Raw genomic sequence first — 21,441 nt, forward strand, 5'->3', positions numbered from 1 at the left:
GACATGGATACCAAGACCGATATGTTTCGCAAGCTGAAGGGCCGGCGTGACGGCTACAGCCTTGATCGGGCCTTCTACATCGACCCCGACTACTACCGGCAGGATCTGGAAAACATCTGGTATCGGGACTGGCTGTTCATCGGCCACGATTGCGAAATCCCGCGCGCCGGCAATTACTTCACCGTCCAGGTCGGCGACTATCCGGTTGTCATCACCCGCGATCGCCAGGGCACGATCCGGGCGCTGCACAACTCCTGCCGGCACCGCGGGTCGCGCGTCTGCACACAAGCAAAGGGGTCGTCTGCCAAGCTTGTCTGTCCCTATCACCAGTGGACCTACGAACTTGACGGCTCGCTGCTCTTCGCACGCCAGATGGGCGAGGACTTCGACAAGGCGGCCCACAGCCTGAAGCCGATCCATTGCGAAACGGTCGGCGGCTACATCTTCATCAACCTGTCGGAAACGCCGGCGGATTTCACGGCTTTCCGCGAGATGGCATTCCCCTACCTCGCCCCACATCGCCTCGGAGAAACCAAGGTCGCCTTCGAAAGCACGATTATCGAAAAGGGCAATTGGAAGCTCGTCTGGGAAAACAACCGCGAATGCTACCACTGCGCCGCCAATCACCCGGAACTCTGCCGCACCTATCCGGAAGCACCCACCGCAACCGGGGTGCAGGGCGCCAAGGACGATCCGGTGATCGCCGCCCACTGGGCGAAGTGTGAGGCCGAGGGCCTGCCGAGCGAGTTCCGGATGTCGCCGACCGGCCAGTTCCGCGCCGCGCGCATGCCGCTGGTCGACAATGCCGAAAGCTACACCATGTCGGGTGCGCGTGCCGTGAAGCGGGCGCTGTCGGCCGACGTCCTGCAGAAGCAGATCGGCACGCTCCTGATGTTCCATTACCCGACCACCTGGAACCATGTGCTGGCCGACCACGCCATCACCTTCCGTGTTCTGCCGCTCGGTCCCGAGCTCACGCAGGTGACGACCAAGTGGCTGGTCAACAAGGATGCGGTAGAGGGTGTCGACTACACGCTTGAGGACCTGACGCATGTCTGGACCGAGACAAACGACCAGGATCGCCAGATCGTCGAGGAAAACGCCTTCGGCATTCGCTCGCCTGCCTATGAGCCCGGCCCCTATTCGCCGGATCATGAAGGCGGCGTGATGCAGTTTGTCGAGTGGTACTGCAAGTTCATGGAGCAACGCCTGCAGGGCGATGCGGCTCCGCTTTCAAGGGTCGCCTGACATGCAGATGGCATCCTCCTTCCATCATTTCGATGAGCTGCATGTCTGGATCGACCGGCAGCAGATGCTCGAATGCACATCGGCAGTTGTCGAAACCGCCGATGTGATGACCTTCACCTTCCGGGCGGAGAAGCCCGCCTGGTTCCGCTACCTGCCCGGCCAGTTCGTCACCCTCGAACTGCCGGTCGCCGACGAGCCGGTCATGCGCACCTACACGCTGTCGTCGACACCTTCGCGGCCGCTGTCGATCGCGGTCACGGTGAAGGCCCAAGCCGACAGCATTGGCACCCGCTGGATGTTCGATCATCTGAAGCCCGGCATGAAGCTCCGGGCTTTCGGGCCGCTCGGCGATTTCAGCTTCGTTCGCCATCCGGGTGACAAGTACCTGTTCATCTCAGCGGGATCCGGCGTCACGCCGATGATGTCGATGACGCGCTGGATGGCGGACTGCGTGCCGGAAACCGATGTCACCTTCATCTCCTGCGCGCGTCGGCCGGACGATCTTCTGTTTCGCTCGGAACTCGAGGTCCTGGCAACGCAGATGTCCGGGCTGAACCTCGGCTTTATTGTCGAGGGGCATGAAGCCCGTCACGGCTGGCACGGCCTGCGCGGCCGCATCGACGGTGCCAAGCTGCCATTGCTCGCTCCCGACTTCCTGGAACGAACGGTGTTCTGCTGCGGTCCGGAACCGTTCATGCGCGGTGTGCGCGAGATGCTGAAGGCGGCTGGCTTCGACATGGGCCGCTATCACGAGGAGAGCTTCCAGCCGGCGGCAGCACCTGCTGCCGAAGAGATCGCCGTCCGCGCAGGCGTGGCGGGCGACAGCGAAGTCGCCGCCGCCAAGGTTGCTTTCACCATGAGCGGCAAGGAAGTCGAAGCAAAACCCGGCCAGACGATCCTGCAGACCGCGCGCGCCAATGGTGTGAGGATCGGCGCTGCCTGCGAGGGCGGCATTTGCGGCACCTGCCGGGTGATGAAGGTCGCCGGCGAGGTCGAGATGAGCCACAACGGCGGCATTCTCGACGACGAGATCGACGAGGGCTACATCCTCGCCTGCTGCTCGCGGCCACTCGGAGATGTCCAGATCGAAGCCTGAGGAATCTAGGGCGTGTTGCAGGGCGCGAGCTTGACTGCAACGCGCCGTAGATTGTCGGCATAGGCGGCTGCGCTGATACAATCGCCCTGTGCGGCATCATCGGCGGCGACCGCCACCTGCAGGGCGCGCTCGTGGCGGGCGAAGTCGATCGAGCCCGTCACCAGCATGTCGACGCCGCTGCCGGCGCCGCTCGTGGCACCGGCACGGCTGATAAGCAGCGGCTCGTCAAACGTCGCGGTTGCCCGTGCTGCGACTTGCGCGCCTGTTCCCCGCTCGGCTTCCGCGACCAGGGTGAGCGGCAATGGCTTTTCGGGCAGCAACGCGCCTTGCGCCCAGATCGCTTTCAGCGCCGGTGGCGACATCGCGGCGACATTCACGTCGATGTCGTCGAGTGTCCCGGGCACGCGGTAGGGACAGCGCCGCTTGCCGCAGTTGATGCCGGAGGAAAACTGCCACAGCGCATAGCTTTCCCAATTGCCCATGGGGAAGACCTGGCGGATATCCGGCTTGTAGCGCGCATACCAGAGCGGCAGACGCGAAAGCAGCCGATGCTTGGCGCGGTGGGTGGCGATGTATTTGGCGGTGATGTGATTGGTATAGAGGATCGGGTAGCGCCCCGTCCGGGTCTTGATATGGCCGGCGAAGATGGCGGCATCTTCGAGCGACATGTATTTTTCCGGATCGATGCCTTCGAGATCGAGAACCATCAGCTCGTCGTCGCGTGGCTCGGCGTAGTCGAGGAAATGGTTCGCCTGGTCGACGGGGTTGCCGGGACGCGCGAGATGGTAGGCGCCCCACAGCAGCCCATGCGTACGGGCGATCATGCGCCGGGTCTGGTAGAGCTCGCGGCTGACGGCGTATTTGCGCCACATGGTCTTGCAGTGGTTGAACGTGTCGCCGTTGTGGTCGCCGGTGCAGGAGAAGCTTTCGGGCAGGCCGTCGGAGGCCTTGGCGATGAAGCCTGAGATGCGCTTGTCCGCAAGCATCGTTTCCCAGTCAATGCTGTTCATCTCGTAGGCATCGACGATGATGGCGTTGGACTTGGTTTTCCAGGGCTCAAGTTCACCGGCGCGTGCGATCGCCGCCGCGAAAACCAGACCCAGAAGGGTCGCGAGGCGCAGAATCATCCCTGTCGTGGAGATATACCGCTTTGCCATTCTCTGAGATTGCCGACAGTATCGTTAATGCATCGTAAATCCCAGCCCCCGAGCGGGACTGTGCTGGACCGGCGCGTGAATGTATACCGACCTCTGGCTGTATATGAGCAATGCCTTGCGTAAAAATGATGTGTCGTTCGGTGCCTTCGATACCGCAAGGCGGATGATCGAATGCACCCAAGCATTCGCCGTCGCCGATCTGCCGCACCCGGTTTCGCCACGCGAACACAACGGCTAAATGCCTGAAGATGGAACAAAACCGGTGGCTTATGCGTTGCTGGTTGGTTTCGGATTTCCCGGCTGAGGGTCATCCCCGGTTCTGCAGCGATCCGGGTGAAATCATGCAGAGGCTGAAGTTTCCATGGTTGCCCTCTTTTCGGCACCGTGCGGAGCGTGGATTTGGTTACGGAGGTTTTGATGAAGACTTTGCTGGAGACCGGGAAGAGCCGGTGGTTTTCTGCGATTGTTGCCGCGGCAGTTCTGATGACGTCCGCGGCCCCGTCGCAGGCGTTTGTGCCGACGCCGCCGCGCGTCGAGCGGCAGAACGACGCGACGAACGTTCAGTATCGCCGGCCGGGTTACGAGCGCCGCGGCAACTATTACTACTACAACGGCTACCGCGGTTATAACTACCGACGTCCGGGATACCGATATTATAACGGCTGGTGGTACCCGATGGCCGCCTTCGGCGCCGGAGTGATCGTCGGCGGGGCAATCGCTCAACCGCCGCGCTACGAGCGCCCGGCTCCCGTTTACGGCAGTCGCCATGTGCAATGGTGCGCGAACCGGTATCGTTCCTACCGGGCCTATGACAATACCTATCAGCCCTACGGCGGCCCGCGCCAGCAGTGCTATTCGCCCTATAGCTAAGGGTTGAGCAGGGCCGGGGCTCCCGCTTCCGGCCCTCGCCTGTAAGCCTACAGAATTCCGATCCGCCTGAGGATCCACCAGGCAAAGCCCATCGAAAGTGCGATGAACAGCGCCGCATAGAGCGTGCCGCCGCCGTCGGCGAAGGGCAGGGCCCCCGTGTTCATGCCGAAGAAACCGGTAACGAGTGTCGGCGGCAGCAGGAAGGCGGTCATCAGCGACAGGATGTAGAGGTGGCGGTTGGTCTCAGACGAGATCTTGCTGTCGATTTCTTCGTGCAGCAGTCGTGCCCGTTCCTGCAGCGCAAAGACGTCGCGGTCGACCGCTTCCAGCCGGTCCGACAGCCGCTCGGCGGCATCGATGAAACCGGGTGGCACCTCGTCCTCGTCCGAAGCGGCCGCCCGTCTCAGCAGCGCCAGGATCGTGCGCAGATGCCGATGAAGCCGCACCACCGTGCGGCGGAGCGGCGCAAGTCCCGGCTGCTGGCGATGTCCGGTCGCGCCATAGACATGATCTTCGATGACGTTCAGTTCCTCGGTCAATTCCAGAACCAGCGAGATCAATGTGCGCTGGAACTCGATGACGATCATCTCGAAGAGGTCGATCGGGCGGGCACATTTCGTGCTCTTTTCCACGGCTGCCTTGACGCGGTCGATGCTGCGCAGCGGATGCAGACGCGTGGTGATGATGATCCTTTCGCTGACGGCGAAATGCAGCCAGCCGATCGTCTTGGTCACGGCATCGAAGGTGCGCTCGAAGTCGACGAGCGTGCCGTGTACGATATCATCCGAAACCGTAATCGCGGCCTGCGTGTCGTGGCTGGTCAGTGCGGTGACCGCGAGTGGCGGAAGATTGCCGATCCGCTCGATCAAGGCAGGCGTGCGTGCATCCGAGAGCGCCAGATGAACCCAGACCCAACCCTCGCCTGTCAGCAGGCTGTCGATCGACGCGTCGGTGGCGATGCGCTGGCAGCGGCTTTCGCCCGGCAGGAAACGATAGGCCCAGACGATGCCGGGTATTTCGGGGGAAATCAGGTTCATCTGAACGCCTTGGCAAAAGCCTTATGCCTTGGCTTCTATGCGCCGTTGATGACAGTTTTGTTACAGGCCCGTGCCGCGTCCCGTACAGGGGTGGATACCGGTGACGTTGACGTTTACGTAAAAATCAATAGTGTTCGCCGCAACGAGGATGCGCCCTGCGCGACCTGGCTATTCTGGGAGGATCATCATGTACAAGGCACCCGTCGACGAGATCGCGTTCACGCTGAAGCACGTCGCTGGCATGGGCGACGCACTGCAATCGGGTGCGCTCGGCGACCTTGGCGAAGACCTGGTCGATGCCATCCTTTCGGAAGCAGGCCGATTCGCGACCGAGGAAGTTGCACCCCTCGGCGATATCGGCGACCGACAGGGATCGCGCCTGGTCGAAGGCAAGGTCGAGACCCCGGATGGCTGGCGTGACCTCTACCGCAACTGGATTGCAGGCGGCTGGAACGGACTGACGGCACCCGAAGACTTCGGCGGCCAGAATCTGCCGCATATGCTGCATGTCGCCGCCATGGAGATGTGGAACGCAGGCTCGATGGCCTTCGCGCTTGGCCCGACGCTCACCATGGGCGCTGTCGAGGCGCTGGAAAAGCACGGCTCCGAAGCGCTCAAGGCGACCTATCTGCCGAAGATGGTCTCCGGCGAATGGACCGGCACGATGAACCTGACCGAGCCGCATGCCGGCTCGGACCTTGGGGTGCTGAAGACCCGCGCCGAGCGTCGTGATGACGGCACCTACCGCATCTTCGGTCAGAAGATCTTCATCACCTGGGGCGAGCACGACTTCACCGACAACATCATCCATCTGGTGCTGGCCCGACTTCCCGATGCGCCGGCGGGCACCCGTGGCATCTCGCTCTTCCTGGTGCCGAAATTCCTGGTCAACGCGGACGGTTCGCTCGGCGAACGCAACGATCTCTTCTGCCATTCGCTAGAACACAAGCTCGGCATCCACGGTTCGCCGACCTGCACGATGATCTATGGTGACGGCAAGTTTGGCTCTGAAAAGGGTGCGATTGGCTATCTGATCGGCGAGGAAAACCGCGGTCTCGCCTGCATGTTCACGATGATGAACAACGCGCGTCTCGCGGTCGGCATGCAGGGTGTCGCCATCGCCGACGCCGCAACGCAGAAGGCGATCGCCTTTGCCAAGGAGCGCACCCAGGGCAAGGCGCCGGGCTGGACCGGGCAGGGCATGAGCCCGATCATCGAACACCCCGATGTCGCCCGCACGCTTTTGACGATGAAGGCGCTGACGCAAGGGTCGCGCGCGATTTCCTATGCCTGCGCCCACGCCGTCGACATGGGGCATGCGGCCGAAGGTGAGAAGGCGAAGTACTGGCAGGAACGCTCCAGCCTGCTGACACCGATCGCCAAATCCTTCTCGACCGACGCCGGCGTTGATGTCGCCTCGATGGGCATCCAGGTTCATGGCGGCATGGGCTTCATTGAGGAAACCGGTGCTGCCCGCTACCTGCGCGACGCTCGCATCGCCCCGATCTACGAGGGCACCAACGGCATCCAGGCGATCGACCTCGTCACCCGCAAGCTGCCGCTCTCCGATGGCGGCCATGTGCGCGGCTTCATCGCTGAACTGCGCGAGATCGCTGATGCGGTGTGCGCCTCCAACCGCGACGGGTTCGGCGAAACGGCCGCCCGGCTCGATGCTGCACTGGACGATCTTTCCGAGGCCACCGAGTGGCTGATTGCGGCCGTCGCCGGCGGCAAGCTTGCCGAGGCACTGGCCGGCGCCACCGCTTACCAGCGCCTGTTCGGCCTGGCGCTGACGGGCGCATATCTTGCCAAAGGCGGCCTCGCCGAAGTGACCGACGGCAAGGAAGACCAGCGCATTGCGCTCTGCCGCTTCACCGCTGAAAACCTTCTGGCGGAAACCGCCGCCCTGAAGGATCGTGTCGTCAATGGCGCCGACAGCCTGGCTGTCGCTCGCGCCGTCCTGGCTTGAGAGGAAGACCCATGACCGACCATGTGCTCATCGAACGGCCGGAAGCCTATCCCGGCGTCCAGGTGATCCGCTTCAACCGGCCGGAAAAAAAGAACGCCATCACTCGCGACATGTACGCGAAGATGACCAATGCGCTGACCGTCGCTTCAAGCGACCCGGCCGTGCGCGCCACCGCCTTCCTGGGCACCGACGGTTGTTTCTCCGCCGGCAACGACATGGCGGATTTCCTCGCCTTCGCCATGGGCGGCTCCATGGGCATGGAGGTCATCGAGTTCCTGAAGGCGCTCGCAACCGCCACCAAGCCCGTCGTATCGGGCGTGGACGGCCTGGCGATCGGCATCGGAACGACGATCCATCTCCATTGCGACCTGACAATCTCGTCCGAGCGTTCCCAGTTCAAGACGCCCTTTGTCGACCTGGCGCTGGTACCGGAAGCGGCATCGAGCCTGATCGCACCCCGCATCATGGGCCATCAGCGGGCCTTCGCGCTGCTTGCCGCCGGCGAGCCGCTCGACGCCAAGGGCGCACTGGACGCAGGGCTGATCTGGAAGATCGTCACTCAGGATGCTGTCGAGAGCGAGACGCTGGCGCTTGCCGCCCGCCTCGCCAAGAAGCCGCCGGAGGCGCTGCGCATCGCCCGCGATCTCGTTCGTGGCGACCGCAGCGACGTGCTCGCACGGATCGACGAGGAGGCAAAGCACTTCGCTGCGCAGTTGAAGAGTACCGAGGCGCGCGCCGCCTTTGAGGCCTTCATGCGCCGCTAACGCATTCGCTTTGCGCATTGCGCGACCAGAAACGGGTGCCCCTGGCGCCCGTTTTGCTTTCGGGGGCAATGTCCTTGCCTCCGGACGGTAAAGATCGCGTTGCCGCGGGCATCGCGAACTTGCGTAGATCAATTTTAATTTGTTCTTAAATAGCGATCGCTAGCGTGCGGCGCGATAGGCCTATCCTCATTTTGAGAGGCCCCAGCCGCATGAAGCATGGCTGGCTCCGCCTTCTGGCATGTTCAACGTTTTCCCGTAAGCGTCACCGCTCCGTCCCTCCGGCGGACGAAGGATGCTGCGCGAAAATCATTAAGAGCTCATGTCCGGCGGCTGCCGCCGGCACCCAATGGGAGCCCATCTTGTCCAAGCGATCGAACCTCATGACGCGCATTCTCGTTGCCGCGTCCTGTGTCGTCGTCGGCGCCTTCGCCGGCTTTTCCGTCTACATCGACACGCTGCAGCGTGGCACCACCACCAAGGCCGTCGAGGAGAACATTGCCTCCTCCGGCACGCAGGCCGCCCAGAGCGTTGCCAAGTGGCTGAACGGCCGCGTCACGCTGACCGCGATGGTGGCCGACGCCACCGGCAATGTGGCCGATGACGGCGCCATCCAGCCGATCCTCAAGAACGACGTTCTGACAAGCGAATTCATGTCGACCTATGTCGGCAACGAAAGCGGCAAGTTCATCACCTGGCCCGACAATCCGATGCCGGCCGGCTATGATCCCCGCCAGCGCCCGTGGTACCAGCAGGCCGTCAAGGCCGATGCCCGCGTCCTGACCGAGCCCTATGTCGACGCCTCCAGCGGCGCGCTGATCATCAGCGCCGCCGTCCCGGTCAAGCGCGACGGCGCGCTCTATGGCGTTGCTGCCAGCGACTTCTCGCTCGATACGCTGGTGGCGATGATCAAGGGCGTCGACGTCGGCGGCGAAGGCTTTGCCTTCCTCGCCAGCAAGGACGGCCAGATCCTCGTCCATCCGGACGCCAAGCTCGTCACCAAGACGCTCGCCGATGCATTCCCGATCGATACCCCGGCAATCGGCACCGGCATCATGAACACCGAACTCGGTGGCAAGCCGATGCTGGTGAGCTTCGTTCCGGTGCAGGGCCTTCCCTCGGTCGAATGGTACGTCGGCTTCGTCATCGACGCTGATGCTGCTTACTCGGCAATCGACCAGTTCCGCATTGCCGCCACCATCGCCACCATTCTGGCGGTCGGCGTGATGCTGGTCTTCCTCGCAACCTTCCTCAACCGTCTGGTCATCCGTCCGGTCACCGACATGACCGGCGCGATGGAAAAGCTCGCTTCGGGCAACCACAACATCGAGATCCCCGGTGAAGATCGCACTGACCAGATCGGCTCGATGGCCGCTGCCGTCGCGATCTTCAAGGCCAACGCCGTTGAACGTGCCCGTCTCGAAAGCGAAGCGGACGCAAACCGCTCGCTGTCGGAACGCGAGCGTCTGGAGCGCGAGGCGCAGAAGGCGCGCGATGCCGCTGAGATCCAGCAGGCCGTCGATGGCCTGGCGTCCGGTCTCGGTCGCCTTGCCGAAGGCGATCTCGCTTATCGCATTGACAACCCGTTCGCCGATCGTCTCGATCGCCTGCGCGCCGACTTCAACAATTCGGTTGCCAAGCTCCACGACACGCTCTGCGCCGTTGGCACCAACGCCCGCGGCATCGATGCCGGTGCAACGGAAATCCGCTCGGCCGCCGACGATCTTGCCCGCCGCACCGAGCAGCAGGCAGCGTCAGTCGAAGAGACTGCGGCTGCCCTCGAAGAGATCACCACGACCGTCAAGGACTCTGCCCGTCGCGCCGAAGAAGTTGGCGCGCTGGTTGCCCGCACCCGCGCCGGTGCGGAAAAGTCCGGCGAGGTGGTCGCCAACGCCGTCGAGGCGATGCACGCGATCGAAAAGTCCTCGGGCGAGATCTCCAACATCATCGGCGTCATCGATGACATTGCCTTCCAGACCAACCTGCTTGCGCTGAACGCTGGCGTTGAAGCGGCCCGTGCCGGTGAGGCCGGCAAGGGCTTTGCCGTCGTCGCCCAGGAAGTACGTGAACTCGCCCAGCGCTCGGCCAATGCGGCCAAGGAGATCAAGGCACTGATCACAACTTCGGGCAACCAGGTCCGCAACGGCGTGACCTTGGTAGGCGATACCGGCAAGGCACTGGAGACGATCGTCGCCGAAGTGCAGGAGATCAACAAGCACGTGAGCGCGATCGTCACCGCGACACGCGAACAGTCGACCGGTCTTCAGGAGATCAATACGGCGGTCAACACCATGGACCAGGGCACGCAGCAGAATGCCGCGATGGTGGAAGAGCAGACGGCGGCAAGCCACGGTCTTGCCTCGGAAGCCGCTTCGCTCAACGCACTGCTTGCCCAGTTCAACCTCGGCGATACACAAGGGGTTTACGCGGCAGCGACCAGCCAACGGCGACGGGCAGCGTAGTCTTCGCCAAGATCTGACAAGCAAAAGGCCCGGGAGACCGGGCCTTTTCTTTGCGCACAGAACAAAGATTCTCGTCTTTCACTGCAGGATCACGACACGTTCCCTTGTTTCTTAAGCTTTGATAAAGCGGTCGCGCATACCGTTTCTTCGCCGCGAAATGACTTCGCTCCGCACGTCGCCTCACGCATTCCATCATCGCGATGTGTTCCAGACACCTGTCCCAATGCTGTGCGTGCCGCTGACCCGCCACGCAATCGATGATTTGGCCGCGCACGACCGGAACGGCGAGGCGCGAGGGAGACGTACGGTGATCCTAAAGACCGCAACGGCAAGAAACATGTTCGCCATCGTGATGACCGGCTTGTTGACCTCGATGGTCACCGCCGCCGTCGTCTTCTGGCTCTCCTATCAGCAACTGCGCGAGCGCAGCATTGCCGAGATGACCAATGCGGCATCGGCAAGCGCCCGCAGCGTCGAGACGAAGTTTGCCGAAGGTAAGACGCTCGCAAACAACATCCGTTCCGCACTCTATGCCGTGAAGAGTACCGGCGCGCCGTCGCGCGAGGAAATCGAAATCCTGATGAAGCGCTGGATCGTCGACAATCCGCTTGCTGTCGGCATGAGCACCGGCTGGGAGCCGAACGCCTTTGATGGCAAGGATGCCGAGTATGTCGGCAAGCCCGGCCATGATGCGACCGGCCGTTTCGTTCCCTATATCGCCCGCTCGGGCGACAAGGTGATCCACGAGGCGCTCGCCGACTACGACAAGCCGGGTCCGGGCGATTACTACCAGATCCCGAAGAAGACCGGCCTCGACATGGTCACCGAGCCCTATGTCTACCCGATCAACGGCAAGGACGTGCTGATGACGTCGATCATGGTGCCGCTGAAGAAGGACGGCGCCTTCATGGGTGTTGTTGGCGTCGACATGGCGCTCGGCGAACTGTCGACCGAACTCGGCAAGCTGAAGCCTTTCGGCACCGGCTTCGTCTCGCTCTTGAGCAAGGACGGCAGCATCATCAGCCATCCCGATGCGAAAGTGCTTGGCAAGGTATTGAAGGATACGCCGCTGCAGGCAGAGGGTTGGGGTCAGCTGCTGGCCAACACCGGCCGTGCTTTCGCGCTGAAGCACACCGATGGTAGCGCACACCTCGCCGTCGCCGTGCCCGTCAACCTGCTGCCAGATACCGTCTGGTACGTCGTGGTCTCGGTGCCGGAGGCGACGGTCTTTGCCGGGCTTTCGCAGCTCGCGATGATTTCCATCGCCGTGATCGCCATTGCGGCCGCCATCATGATCATCGTCGGCTGGACGCTTGCCAGCCGCTTCCGTAAGCGCGTCGCCAATGTCATCGGCGTTACCGGCCAAATCGCTGCCGGCGAGACCGATGTCGATCTGTCGGAGGCCGAGCGCAAGGACGAGATCGGCGATCTCGCCCGGTCGCTCCGGGTCCTGCGCGACGCGACCATCGCCAAGATGCAGCTCGAAAGCGAGGCGGACGCAAACCGCTCGTTGTCGGAACGCGAGCGTCTGGAGCGCGAGGCGCAGAAGGCGCGCGATGCGGCTGAGATCCAGCAGGCCGTCGATGGCCTGGCGTCCGGCCTTGGCCGCCTTGCAGAAGGCGATCTTGCCTACCGCATTGACAACCCGTTCGCCGATCGTCTCGATCGCCTGCGCGCCGACTTCAACAATTCGGTCGCCAAGCTCCACGACACACTCTGCGCCGTCGGCGCCAATGCCCGCGGCATCGATGCCGGTGCAACGGAAATCCGCTCGGCCGCCGACGATCTCGCCCGCCGCACCGAGCAGCAGGCAGCGTCGGTCGAAGAGACAGCGGCTGCACTCGAAGAGATCACCACGACCGTCAAGGACTCGGCCCGTCGCGCCGAGGAAGTCGGTGCGCTGGTTGCCCGCACCCGGGCCGGTGCTGAAAAGTCCGGCGAGGTCGTTGCCAACGCTGTCGAGGCGATGCACGCGATCGAAAAGTCCTCGGGCGAGATCTCCAACATCATCGGCGTCATCGACGACATTGCCTTCCAGACCAACCTGCTTGCGCTGAACGCCGGCGTCGAAGCGGCCCGCGCCGGTGAAGCCGGCAAGGGCTTTGCTGTCGTCGCCCAGGAAGTGCGTGAGCTTGCCCAGCGCTCTGCGCAGGCCGCCAAGGAGATCAAGGCACTGATTACCACGTCGGGCAACCAGGTGCGCAACGGCGTGAGCTTGGTCGGTGACACCGGCAAGGCGCTGGAGACGATTGTTGCCGAAGTGCAGGAGATCAACAGGCATGTAAGCGCAATCGTCACGGCGACGCGCGAACAGTCGACCGGTCTTCAGGAGATCAACACGGCCGTCAACACCATGGACCAGGGCACGCAGCAGAATGCCGCGATGGTGGAAGAGCAGACGGCGGCAAGCCACGGTCTTGCTTCGGAAGCCGCCTCGCTCAATGCGCTGCTTGCCCAGTTCAACCTCGGTGAGGTACAAACGGCAAACGGGGGTCGTCGTCGCGCGGCCTGAGCAGAGGTCTGCGTGGGTTTCGACAGAACGCTGCGATAACAAAGCGATAGGATCACTATCGTGAATCACGATCGCAAGTGCTTCAAGCCTGACATGACAAAGGCCCGGGAAACCGGGCCTTTGTCATTGGGACGCTTTTGACGCCGTCCGCTGATTTCTGGGTCTTTTCTTACTTCTCGAGCGTCGCCACCGCCTCGACATGGGCAGACCAGAGGAATTGGTCGATGGGCGTCACCGAGGTGATGCGGTAGCCGGCGGCGGTAAGGATGGAGAGATCCCGCGCCAGCGTGATCGGATTGCAGGAAACGGCCACGACCTTCTTTACGCCGGACCGCGCGATCTCGTGACATTGCGCCTCGGCGCCGGCGCGCGGCGGATCGAAGACGATCGCGTCGAATACCTTCAGTTCCTGCGCCATGACCGGGCGGCGGAAGAGGTCGCGCTTCTCGACGGTGACGGGCTTCAGCCCTTGCGTGTTGCGGGCGGCAAAATCGAGCGCCTTCAGCGCCTTGTCCTCGCCTTCGACCGCATGAACGCGTGCCTTGCGGGCGATCCGCAGCGCGAAGGTGCCGCAGCCGGCAAAGAGATCGGCGACGCGCTTGGCCTTGCCGAGATGATCAAGAACCAGCTTCGCCATCGCCTCTTCGGCTTCCGCGGTCGCCTGGGTGAAGCTGCCGGGTGGCGGCGAAACAGAAACACCGCCGAAATCGATCACCGGCTTCACCGGCTCGACAATGATTTCACCGTTCAGGCTGACGCGGGCGATGCCGCGTTCGCCGAGTACGGCTTCGACCGTGCGTCGGCGCTCGCGGTCGTCGAGCTTCTTGATACCATCGACCGCGAGATCGAGGCCGGAGAGCGTTTCGAGCACGGTGATGCGGAAAGGCTCGGCGTTGACGGCCATCGCCGCGCCGATCTTGGCGATGGTTGCGAGCTTCGAGACGATACCCGGGCTCGCGATCGGACATTCCGAGATCGCGACAATGTGGTGGCTTTCGGCCTGGTTGAAGCCGAGAAGCAGGTCCTTCTCGGTCTTGCGCGCGGTGAAGACGGCGCGGCGCCGCTGGCCCGGTTCAGCGGTGATGAGCGGCGCCACCTCCGGCTTCAGGCCTTTCGACTTCAGGGCGGCGATCACGAGATCGCGCTTGAAACCGTGATAGAGCGTGTCGGAAGCATGCTGCATCGTGCAGCCGCCGCAGGTGCCGTTGACACCGTCAGGCCCGAAGTGGCGACAGTGCGGCTCGATGCGCTCGGGTGACGCTTCCTTCAGCGAGATCAGCGTTCCGTGCGACTTGTTGACCGCCAGCGCCACGCTTTCGCCAGGCAGCGTGAAGGGCGCATAGATCGGCCCATCAGGGCCTTCTGCAATACCGTCGCCCTGGGCGCCGAGCCGGTTGATGGTGACGGTCTCGGTGCTCACGGCTTCTTCCCCGCGAGCAGGAATTCGACATTGCCGTCGCCGCCGGCAATGGGCGAGGGGATGAGGCCAAGGCTCTGCCAGCCCATGTCCTCCACGAGCCAACGTTCCAGTTCGGCAGCAACGGCCGGAGCGCTGTCGGGATCCTTGAGCAGCCCCGCCTTGCTGATCGCGTCGCGGCCCGCCTCGAATTGCGGCTTTACGAGCAGGACGCAGTGCGCGCCGGGAAGCGCCATCTCGAGCGCCGGTGGCAGCGCGAGCTTCAGCGAGATGAACGAAACGTCCGAAACGATGAAGGTGACTTCGCGCTCGTCGATATCCTCTGGCGTCATCGCGCGGGCATTGAGACCCTCGATACTGGTGACGCGCTCATCGCCGGAAATGCGCGGGTGGATCTGCCCATGGCCGACATCGACCGCGACGACATGATCTGCCCCACGCTTCAGCAGCACTTCGGTGAAGCCGCCGGTCGAGGCGCCGATATCGAGGCAGCTTTCGCCCGAGGGATCGAGCGCGAAATGATCGAGCGCTGCGACGAGTTTCAACGCGGCGCGCGAGACATAGTCCTGCGCCGGATCGTCAATGGTGATCGTCACGCTTTCGGCGAACATCAACGACGGCTTGGTGACCGTGCGGCCGTCGACCTTGACGGTGCCGCGCTGGATTGCGTCTCGGGCGCGGGCGCGGCTGGCGACCAGTCCCGTGTTGAGCAGCAACTGATCCAGGCGCACCCTGTTTCTGTGTTCTTCATTCTGGCGTTCTTCTGACATGTGTTTCTCATGGCGGCTTGCCGCAGCAATGGCAAGCCCCTCGCGGTCGCAGCAAGGGCACGCCTTGGATTCAACGGTTAGGAAACCTTAAAAAACAGGGGAAGACGACGGGTCCATGGCGCAGGACGAAGGGTAGAAATTCTGCAAATCCGTCTGGAAAAGCAAAAACCCCGGTGATGAGCCGGGGTTTTCTTTTGTGATCAATGCTTGGCAGCCTTAGCCGGCGGCGCCGATATCGATATCCTGTTTCTGCCCGAGCGCCCTAAAGACGGTCGAGACGATGCCGGCGCGGTCGAGGCCGGCGGCGGCGTACATCGCCTCGGGCTTGGCCTGCTCCATCCAGATATCGGGCATGACCATCGGGCGGACCTTGAGGCCGCCGTCAAGCAGGCCGTCTTCGGCGAGGAACTGCAGCACGTGGCTGGCAAAACCGCCGACAGCACCTTCCTCGATGGTGATCAGCACCTCGTGGTTGCGGGCAAGCTCACGGATGAGGTCATGGTCAAGCGGCTTGGCAAAGCGCGCGTCGGCAACCGTGGTGGAAAGCCCGGCGGCGTCGAGATCTTCTGCAGCCATCAGACAGTCGGCAAGGCGGGTGCCGAAAGAGAGCAGCGCCACCTTGGAACCCTGCTTGACGACGCGGCCCTTGCCGATCTCGAGGATCTCTCCACGCTCGGGCATTTCAACGCCTACACCTTCGCCGCGCGGATAGCGGAACGAGATCGGACCGGCGTCATAGGCCGCGGCCGTGCGCACCATGTGCTTCAGCTCCGCCTCGTCGGCGGCCGCCATCACCACGAAGCCCGGAAGTGTGGCGAGATAGGTCGTGTCGAAAGAGCCCGCATGCGTCGGGCCGTCGGCGCCGACAAAGCCGGCGCGGTCGATCGGGAAGCGTACCGGCAGGCCCTGGATCGCAACGTCGTGCACCACCTGGTCGTAGCCGCGCTGCAGGAAGGTCGAATAGAGCGCTGCGAACGGCTTGTAGCCTTCGGCGGCGAGGCCCGCGGCGAAGGTCACGGCGTGCTGTTCGGCAATGCCGACGTCGAAGCAGCGCGACGGGTGCACCTTGGCGAACTTGTCGAGCCCGGTGCCCGACGGCATGGCGGCGGTGACGGCGACGATCTTGTCGTCGAAACCCGCTTCCTGCGTCAGCGCATCAGCAAAGACCGAGGTATAGGCCGGCGCGTTCGGCTTGGCCTTCGCCTGCGCGCCGGTGATGACGTCGAACTTGTTGACGCCGTGATACTTGTCGGCGGCGGCCTCCGCCGGAGGATAGCCCTTGCCCTTCTGCGTCACCACGTGGATCAGCACGGGGCCCTTGGCATTGTCGCGCACGTTGCGCAGCACCGGCAGGAGATGGTCGAACGAATGCCCGTCAATCGGGCCGATATGGTAGAAGCCCATCTCTTCGAACAGCGTGCCGCCGGTGACATAACCGCGGGCATGCTCGACCGCGCGGGTGATCGCCCGATCGACGGTCTTGCCGAGATAGGCGGTCAGTTTCTTGCCGACCTCGCGGATGCCCATATAGGTGCGGCCCGAGGCAAGGCGCGCGAGATAGGCGCTCATCGCACCGGTCGGCGGCGCGATCGACATGTCGTTGTCGTTGAGGATGACGATCAGCCGCGCGTCGAGCGCGCCGGCATTGTTCAGCGCCTCATAGGCCATGCCGGCCGAAAGCGCCCCGTCGCCGATGACGGCGATGACATTGCGGTTCTTGCCGTCGAGGTCGGCGGCAACAGCCATGCCGAGGCCGGCGGAAATTGACGTTGAGGAATGGGCGGCTCCGAAGGGGTCGTATTCGCTCTCGGCGCGGCGGGTGAAGCCGGAAAGGCCGCCCTCCTGGCGCAGCGTCCGGATACGGTCGCGGCGGCCGGTCAGGATCTTGTGCGGATAGCACTGGTGGCCGACGTCGAAGATCAGCCGGTCGTGCGGCGTGTTGAACACCTTGTGGATGGCGATCGTCAGCTCGACGACACCGAGGCCCGCGCCGAGGTGGCCGCCGGTGCGCGACACCGCGTCGATCATTTCCGCCCGCACTTCTCCGGCGAGCTGCGGCAGATCCTTGTCGTCGACCTTCTTCAGATCGTCGGGATAGGTCACCTTGTCGAGCAAGGGAGTAGCCGGCATCGGATTGGTTGGCAGTTGTGTCACGCTGCATGCCTCATGCGCGCCGCGGGATCGGGCGCGCGATAGTTGGTGGGGACCGTCAAAGCGGCTCTTTAGACGCAATCGTTGCTGAATGCAAAACTAGGCATTCCTGCGTCACAGACCAAGAGACTAGCGCATGATTCTGTGAATCGAAATCGATTCAAGCGCCCTGAGGCAATGTTGCGCGGTTTTCCGCAGGCATTCTGTTCCACTTTAGGTCGAATTACCCTTCGGGCAGCGGGACGAATTCTTCCTCATCGCCGGGCACGATGTCGAAGCGGCCGGTGCGCCACTCTTCCTTCGCCTTGTCGATGCGTTCCTTGGAAGAGGAGACGAAGTTCCACCAGATGTGGCGGGCGGAGCCGAGTGCTGCCCCACCGAAGAGCATGACGTGGCAGCCCTGAGGCCCGGCGGTCACCGTGATCTCGTCGCCGGCACGGAAGACGAGCAGCTGGTTGTCGGCGAAATGGTCGCCGGCGATGATCGCCTCGCCGGAGAGGATGTAGAGCGCCCGCTCTTCCCACTGGGCTGCGAAGGGGGCGCTTTTTCCCGGAGCGATGTTGAGGTCGACATAGATCGTGTCGGTGAAGACTGAGACGGGCGACTTCGCGCCCTCGAAGCTGCCGATAACGACGCGCGCCTTGATGCCATCGTCGCTCATGTGCGGCAGCATCCGTTCTTCCGTGTGGCTGAAGATCGGGTCGATTTCTTCCTTGTGGTCGGGCAATGCCAGCCAGGTCTGAAGTCCGGAGATCGAGCGGTCGTGGCCGCGCTGGTTTTCGGGCGACCGCTCGGAATGCACGATGCCGCGGCCGGCGGTCATCAGGTTCACGTCGCCGGGGCGGATGACCATCTCGGTGCCGAGGCTGTCGCGGTGCTTGATCTCGCCGTCGAAGAGATAGGTAACGGTCGAAAGTCCGATATGCGGGTGCGGGCGCACGTCGATCGCTTCGCCGGCGCGCAAGAGCGCCGGACCCATGCGATCAAAGAAGATGAACGGCCCGACCAGACGGCGCTTTGCCGTCGGCAGGGCACGGCGAACCTGCAGTCCGCCGATATCGCTGGTGCGCGGAACGATCAGATGTTCGATGGCGTCGCAGGCGGGCTGGTCGCCGGCGAGCGGGTCGGGGCCTGGGAAGAAAGACATGGCGCGTGCTCCCGTTTTTTGCTGTCGCATCAAGTACTAACGCCTGCGCAGGCAAGCGGATAGGGGCGAAGCAAAGACGCAGCGTTTCCGCGTAGCGATCAATCCCTGGAGCGTCATGCGGTCAGCGCACGAAGGACGCTCCAGCGCCTTGATGCCTTAGTCGGCGTCGAGCGGTTCCACGCCCTGCGGCTTGCCGGCGCGGTCGAGGCGAATCTTTTCGATGCGGTCTTCGGCGGCCTTCAGCAGCGCCTCGCAGTGCTTCTTCAGCGCTTCGCCGCGCTCGTAGATCTCGATCGACTTGTCGAGGGCGACGTCGCCGCGCTCCAGCGCCGAAACGATCCGCTCCAGTTCCTCGACGGCCTGCTCGAAGGAGAGGGCGGAAACGTCCGTTTGCGTGGTGGTGTTCATGTCTACCCTCTCATCAGTCTCAAAATGTGCAGACCTGCCGATTCGGCCAGCCCTTGAAGGTCATAGCCGCCTTCGAGCAGACTGACCATGCGATTGCCGGCGCTGCGGTCGGCGATCTCGTGGAGCCGCCCGGTCGCCCAGTCGAAATCCTCGGCGACGAGGTTGATCTGCGCCAGCGGATCGCGGTGGTGGGCATCGAAGCCGGCAGAGATGAAGATGAAGTCCGGCCGGAAATTGGTGAGCGCAGAAAGTACGCGCGAGCGGAATGCCTCGCGGAAATGTTCGCTGCCCATGTTCGGTGAAAGCGGCGCGTTGACGATGTTGCCCTTGATGCCGGTCTCGTCCTTGGCGCCGGTGCCGGGATAAAGCGGCATCTGGTGCGTCGAGCAGAAGAGTACCGACGGGTCGTCCCAGAAGATGTCCTGCGTGCCGTTGCCGTGGTGCACGTCCCAATCGACGATCGCGACGCGCTCGGCGCCATGGGCCTTCTGCGCGTAACGGGCGGCGATCGCGACCGTGTTGAACAGGCAGAAACCCATCGCCTTGTTCTTTTCCGCGTGGTGGCCAGGCGGGCGGGCGGCGACGAAGGCGTTGTCGGTTTCGCCGGAAAAGACTGCATCGACCGCCGCAACTGCGCCGCCGATCCCCGTCAGTGCAGCTTCAAGGCTCCGTGGGCTCGCATAGGTATCCGCCTCGAAATGGTTGAGGCCTTCCTCCGGAATGGCGCGCCGGACGGCAACCAGGTGCGCTTCCGGATGGGCAAGCAGGACAAGGTCCTCGCTCGCCTTTTTCGCCTCGATGCGCTTGAGGTCGGCGAAGTTCGGATGTTCGAGCGCAAGGTTCAGCGCCTTCAGCCGATCCGGCCGTTCGGGATGCCCCTCCGGAACCTCGTGTTCCAGAAAGACCGGATTTTCATAGAGGAACGTGGTCATGCCCGGAACCTAGTGCGCTCACCCCGCAAGGTCCATGGCGAGGCAGCCGAAAGATCGAATTTTCAACAGCGCGGATCGAGAAGCAGCTTGCCGTCGCGGCCGGGATCCGCCTGGTGTGCAAGCGCCTCATCGAGCCGGCTCAAGGGGTAGATCTCGGCGATACGGCTCGAAAACAGGCCTGACCGTAAGCCTTCGAAACTCTTTGCAAAAGCGGCCTCGACTGCCGCTCGGCCGGCAGAATGCACCCAACTGCGCAGCCAAAGGAAGGAGAAGCGGATATCCGGCCGCGCCTGGATTGCTCCTTGCGGGACCGGCACGCCGCTCAGCGCGCCGTACTGAATGAAGGCGCCGCCGGGTTCGAGCGTGCGAAGGATCAGTTCTCCGGCAAACGGACCGCCGACGGCATCGATGATGGCGTCCAGACGGAGCTCCGGCAGGCTCCGCTCGTCGCCAAGCACGGCCCGACCGGGAACGTCACGGGTAAGCCGATCGGCGCTTCGCTTGCTGCGAACGATGCCGATGGCATCGGCGCCTGCACCGGCAAGCAGCTTCATCAGCATGCCGCCGATGGCCGATCCTGCCGCCGTCACGCCGATCCGGCGCCGTTCGAGCGAGCCGAACTGCTGGCGCAATGCCTCGATCAATTGCAGCGCCGTCAGCGGATTGACGTAGCAGGTCGCCGCATCGGCATCGCCGATGTCGTCGGGCAGGGCGAAACACCATTCGGAGGGTCTGATCAGATATTCCTGCCAGAGGCCACTGGCGCCGATCGGGATTACGCGATCGCCTGGCTTTGGCGATTGGACGCCCGCGCCGATACGCGTCACGGTGCCGAAGCCCTCAAAGCCCGGCACGAAGGGAAGCGTGGTGCGGGCGCTGTAGGCGCCGGTAACGGGGATGAGATCGGATGGATTGATGGCGGCAAGCGACAGCGCCACCTCAACTTCGCCGGGTCCCGGCGCGCGACGTTCCGCATCGACGAGCGCAATCACTTGCCGGGGATCGCCGAACTGGCTAACGAGGGTGGAGCGCATCGTCAGGGAGCCTCGCATGGACGGCAGGGAGCTGGAGAACGTCACGGAAATCCGCATTCCGTTTCGCGATATAGACATGCACGGCCATATGCACAATGCCGCCTACTATGCCCACGCTGAAGCCGCCCTTTCCGGTCTATGGCGACACCGTCCCCATGTGGTGAACGAGCCGAGCTATCTCGTTCGCCGCTCCGGCTGCGTCTATCATCGCGGCCTGCGCTACGATGAGCCGGCACGTTTCACCGTCAATGTCGCAAAGGTCGGCGGCAGTTCGATCAGCTTTGCCATCAAGGTCGAGGCCCGCGGTCAGCTCGTTGCCGAGGTTGAGGTTGTCTGGGTGGCGGTCGACCCGCAGCGGCACACGCCATTGCCATTGCCGACCGCAACACGGGAATGGCTGGCGGCCTACACGGTCTAGCCAAAGCAATTGCAGGAAAAGTGCGAAGCGGTTTTCCGTTCGCAATTGCGTC

Annotated in this window: 17 protein-coding genes and 1 pseudogene; 9 read left to right on the plus strand and 9 right to left on the minus strand. The window is 63.4% G+C overall.

Features of this window, described 5'->3' with window-relative positions; genetic code table 11:
* Nucleotides 1-3 precede the first annotated feature (3 nt).
* Together PWG15_RS02540 and PWG15_RS02545 are read left to right on the plus strand one after the other, a co-directional pair.
* The gene (locus PWG15_RS02540; protein ID WP_275022934.1) at nucleotides 4-1,248 is read left to right on the plus strand and encodes an aromatic ring-hydroxylating oxygenase subunit alpha; all 1,245 of its coding nucleotides are present in this window, start codon (nucleotides 4-6) and stop codon (nucleotides 1,246-1,248) included.
* A 1-nt stretch (nucleotide 1,249) separates the two neighbouring features.
* Nucleotides 1,250-2,344, plus strand: coding sequence for an FAD-binding oxidoreductase (locus tag PWG15_RS02545; RefSeq protein WP_275022935.1), 1,095 nt, complete (start codon nucleotides 1,250-1,252; stop codon nucleotides 2,342-2,344).
* Nucleotides 2,345-2,490: 146 nt separating this feature from the next.
* Here the strand turns inward: PWG15_RS02545 and PWG15_RS02550 are convergent.
* A pseudogene (locus tag PWG15_RS02550) lies at nucleotides 2,491-3,501 on the minus strand (glycoside hydrolase family 25 protein); the annotation flags it as partial.
* Between the two features lie 79 nt (nucleotides 3,502-3,580).
* Here PWG15_RS02550 and PWG15_RS02555 point away from each other — a divergent pair.
* Nucleotides 3,581-3,739 (plus strand): hypothetical protein, encoded by a 159-nt coding sequence (locus PWG15_RS02555; RefSeq protein ID WP_275022937.1) that lies wholly within the window; start codon nucleotides 3,581-3,583, stop codon nucleotides 3,737-3,739.
* 179 nt (nucleotides 3,740-3,918) lie between these two features.
* Entirely contained in the window at nucleotides 3,919-4,371 is a 453-nt protein-coding gene (locus PWG15_RS02560) for a BA14K family protein (protein ID WP_275022938.1), read from the plus strand.
* Between the two features lie 47 nt (nucleotides 4,372-4,418).
* Here the strand turns inward: PWG15_RS02560 and PWG15_RS02565 are convergent, their stop codons facing one another.
* Nucleotides 4,419-5,408 (minus strand): transporter, encoded by a 990-nt coding sequence (locus PWG15_RS02565; protein ID WP_275022939.1) that lies wholly within the window; start codon nucleotides 5,406-5,408, stop codon nucleotides 4,419-4,421.
* A gap of 187 nt (nucleotides 5,409-5,595) precedes the next feature.
* On the opposite strand from PWG15_RS02565, the gene PWG15_RS02570 reads away from it, so the two are divergent.
* The 4 genes from PWG15_RS02570 (at nucleotide 5,596) to PWG15_RS02585 (ending at nucleotide 13,112) form a co-directional block, all read left to right on the plus strand.
* The gene (locus PWG15_RS02570) at nucleotides 5,596-7,377 is read left to right on the plus strand and encodes an acyl-CoA dehydrogenase family protein (RefSeq protein WP_275022940.1); all 1,782 of its coding nucleotides are present in this window, start codon (nucleotides 5,596-5,598) and stop codon (nucleotides 7,375-7,377) included.
* 11 nt (nucleotides 7,378-7,388) lie between these two features.
* Nucleotides 7,389-8,141 (plus strand): crotonase/enoyl-CoA hydratase family protein, encoded by a 753-nt coding sequence (locus PWG15_RS02575; protein ID WP_275022941.1) that lies wholly within the window; start codon nucleotides 7,389-7,391, stop codon nucleotides 8,139-8,141.
* A 380-nt stretch (nucleotides 8,142-8,521) separates the two neighbouring features.
* A complete protein-coding gene (gene mcpU / locus PWG15_RS02580) occupies nucleotides 8,522-10,600 on the plus strand; it encodes a methyl-accepting chemotaxis protein McpU (protein ID WP_275024335.1) in 2,079 nt (692 codons plus the stop codon).
* 307 nt (nucleotides 10,601-10,907) lie between these two features.
* Entirely contained in the window at nucleotides 10,908-13,112 is a 2,205-nt protein-coding gene (locus tag PWG15_RS02585) for a methyl-accepting chemotaxis protein (RefSeq protein WP_275022942.1), read from the plus strand.
* Nucleotides 13,113-13,281: 169 nt separating this feature from the next.
* Here the strand turns inward: PWG15_RS02585 and PWG15_RS02590 are convergent, their stop codons facing one another.
* The 7 genes from PWG15_RS02590 to PWG15_RS02620 form a co-directional block, all read right to left on the minus strand.
* Nucleotides 13,282-14,532, minus strand: a complete 1,251-nt coding sequence (locus PWG15_RS02590) for a class I SAM-dependent RNA methyltransferase (RefSeq protein ID WP_275022943.1) — start codon at nucleotides 14,530-14,532, stop codon at nucleotides 13,282-13,284.
* On the minus strand, nucleotides 14,529-15,299 hold the full coding sequence (locus PWG15_RS02595) for a TlyA family RNA methyltransferase (RefSeq protein ID WP_275022944.1): 771 nt from the start codon (nucleotides 15,297-15,299) through the stop codon (nucleotides 14,529-14,531). The genes PWG15_RS02590 and PWG15_RS02595 overlap by 4 nt, the downstream gene beginning before the upstream one ends.
* A 216-nt stretch (nucleotides 15,300-15,515) precedes the next feature.
* Complete coding sequence (gene dxs / locus PWG15_RS02600) at nucleotides 15,516-17,429, minus strand: 1-deoxy-D-xylulose-5-phosphate synthase (protein WP_275024336.1); 1,914 nt, start codon at nucleotides 17,427-17,429, stop codon at nucleotides 15,516-15,518.
* A gap of 244 nt (nucleotides 17,430-17,673) precedes the next feature.
* Complete coding sequence (locus tag PWG15_RS02605; protein ID WP_275022945.1) at nucleotides 17,674-18,597, minus strand: pirin family protein; 924 nt, start codon at nucleotides 18,595-18,597, stop codon at nucleotides 17,674-17,676.
* 156 nt (nucleotides 18,598-18,753) lie between these two features.
* Nucleotides 18,754-19,005 (minus strand): exodeoxyribonuclease VII small subunit, encoded by a 252-nt coding sequence (locus PWG15_RS02610; RefSeq protein WP_275022946.1) that lies wholly within the window; start codon nucleotides 19,003-19,005, stop codon nucleotides 18,754-18,756.
* A 2-nt stretch (nucleotides 19,006-19,007) separates the two neighbouring features.
* Complete coding sequence (locus PWG15_RS02615; RefSeq protein WP_275022947.1) at nucleotides 19,008-19,937, minus strand: histone deacetylase family protein; 930 nt, start codon at nucleotides 19,935-19,937, stop codon at nucleotides 19,008-19,010.
* Between the two features lie 62 nt (nucleotides 19,938-19,999).
* Nucleotides 20,000-20,971 (minus strand): zinc-dependent alcohol dehydrogenase family protein, encoded by a 972-nt coding sequence (locus PWG15_RS02620; protein ID WP_275022948.1) that lies wholly within the window; start codon nucleotides 20,969-20,971, stop codon nucleotides 20,000-20,002.
* A 16-nt stretch (nucleotides 20,972-20,987) separates the two neighbouring features.
* On the opposite strand from PWG15_RS02620, the gene PWG15_RS02625 reads away from it, so the two are divergent.
* Nucleotides 20,988-21,389, plus strand: coding sequence for an acyl-CoA thioesterase (locus PWG15_RS02625; RefSeq protein ID WP_275022949.1), 402 nt, complete (start codon nucleotides 20,988-20,990; stop codon nucleotides 21,387-21,389).
* Nucleotides 21,390-21,441 lie beyond the last annotated feature (52 nt).

This window comes from Ensifer adhaerens (assembly GCF_028993555.1).
Taxonomy (GTDB): domain Bacteria; phylum Pseudomonadota; class Alphaproteobacteria; order Rhizobiales; family Rhizobiaceae; genus Ensifer; species Ensifer adhaerens_I.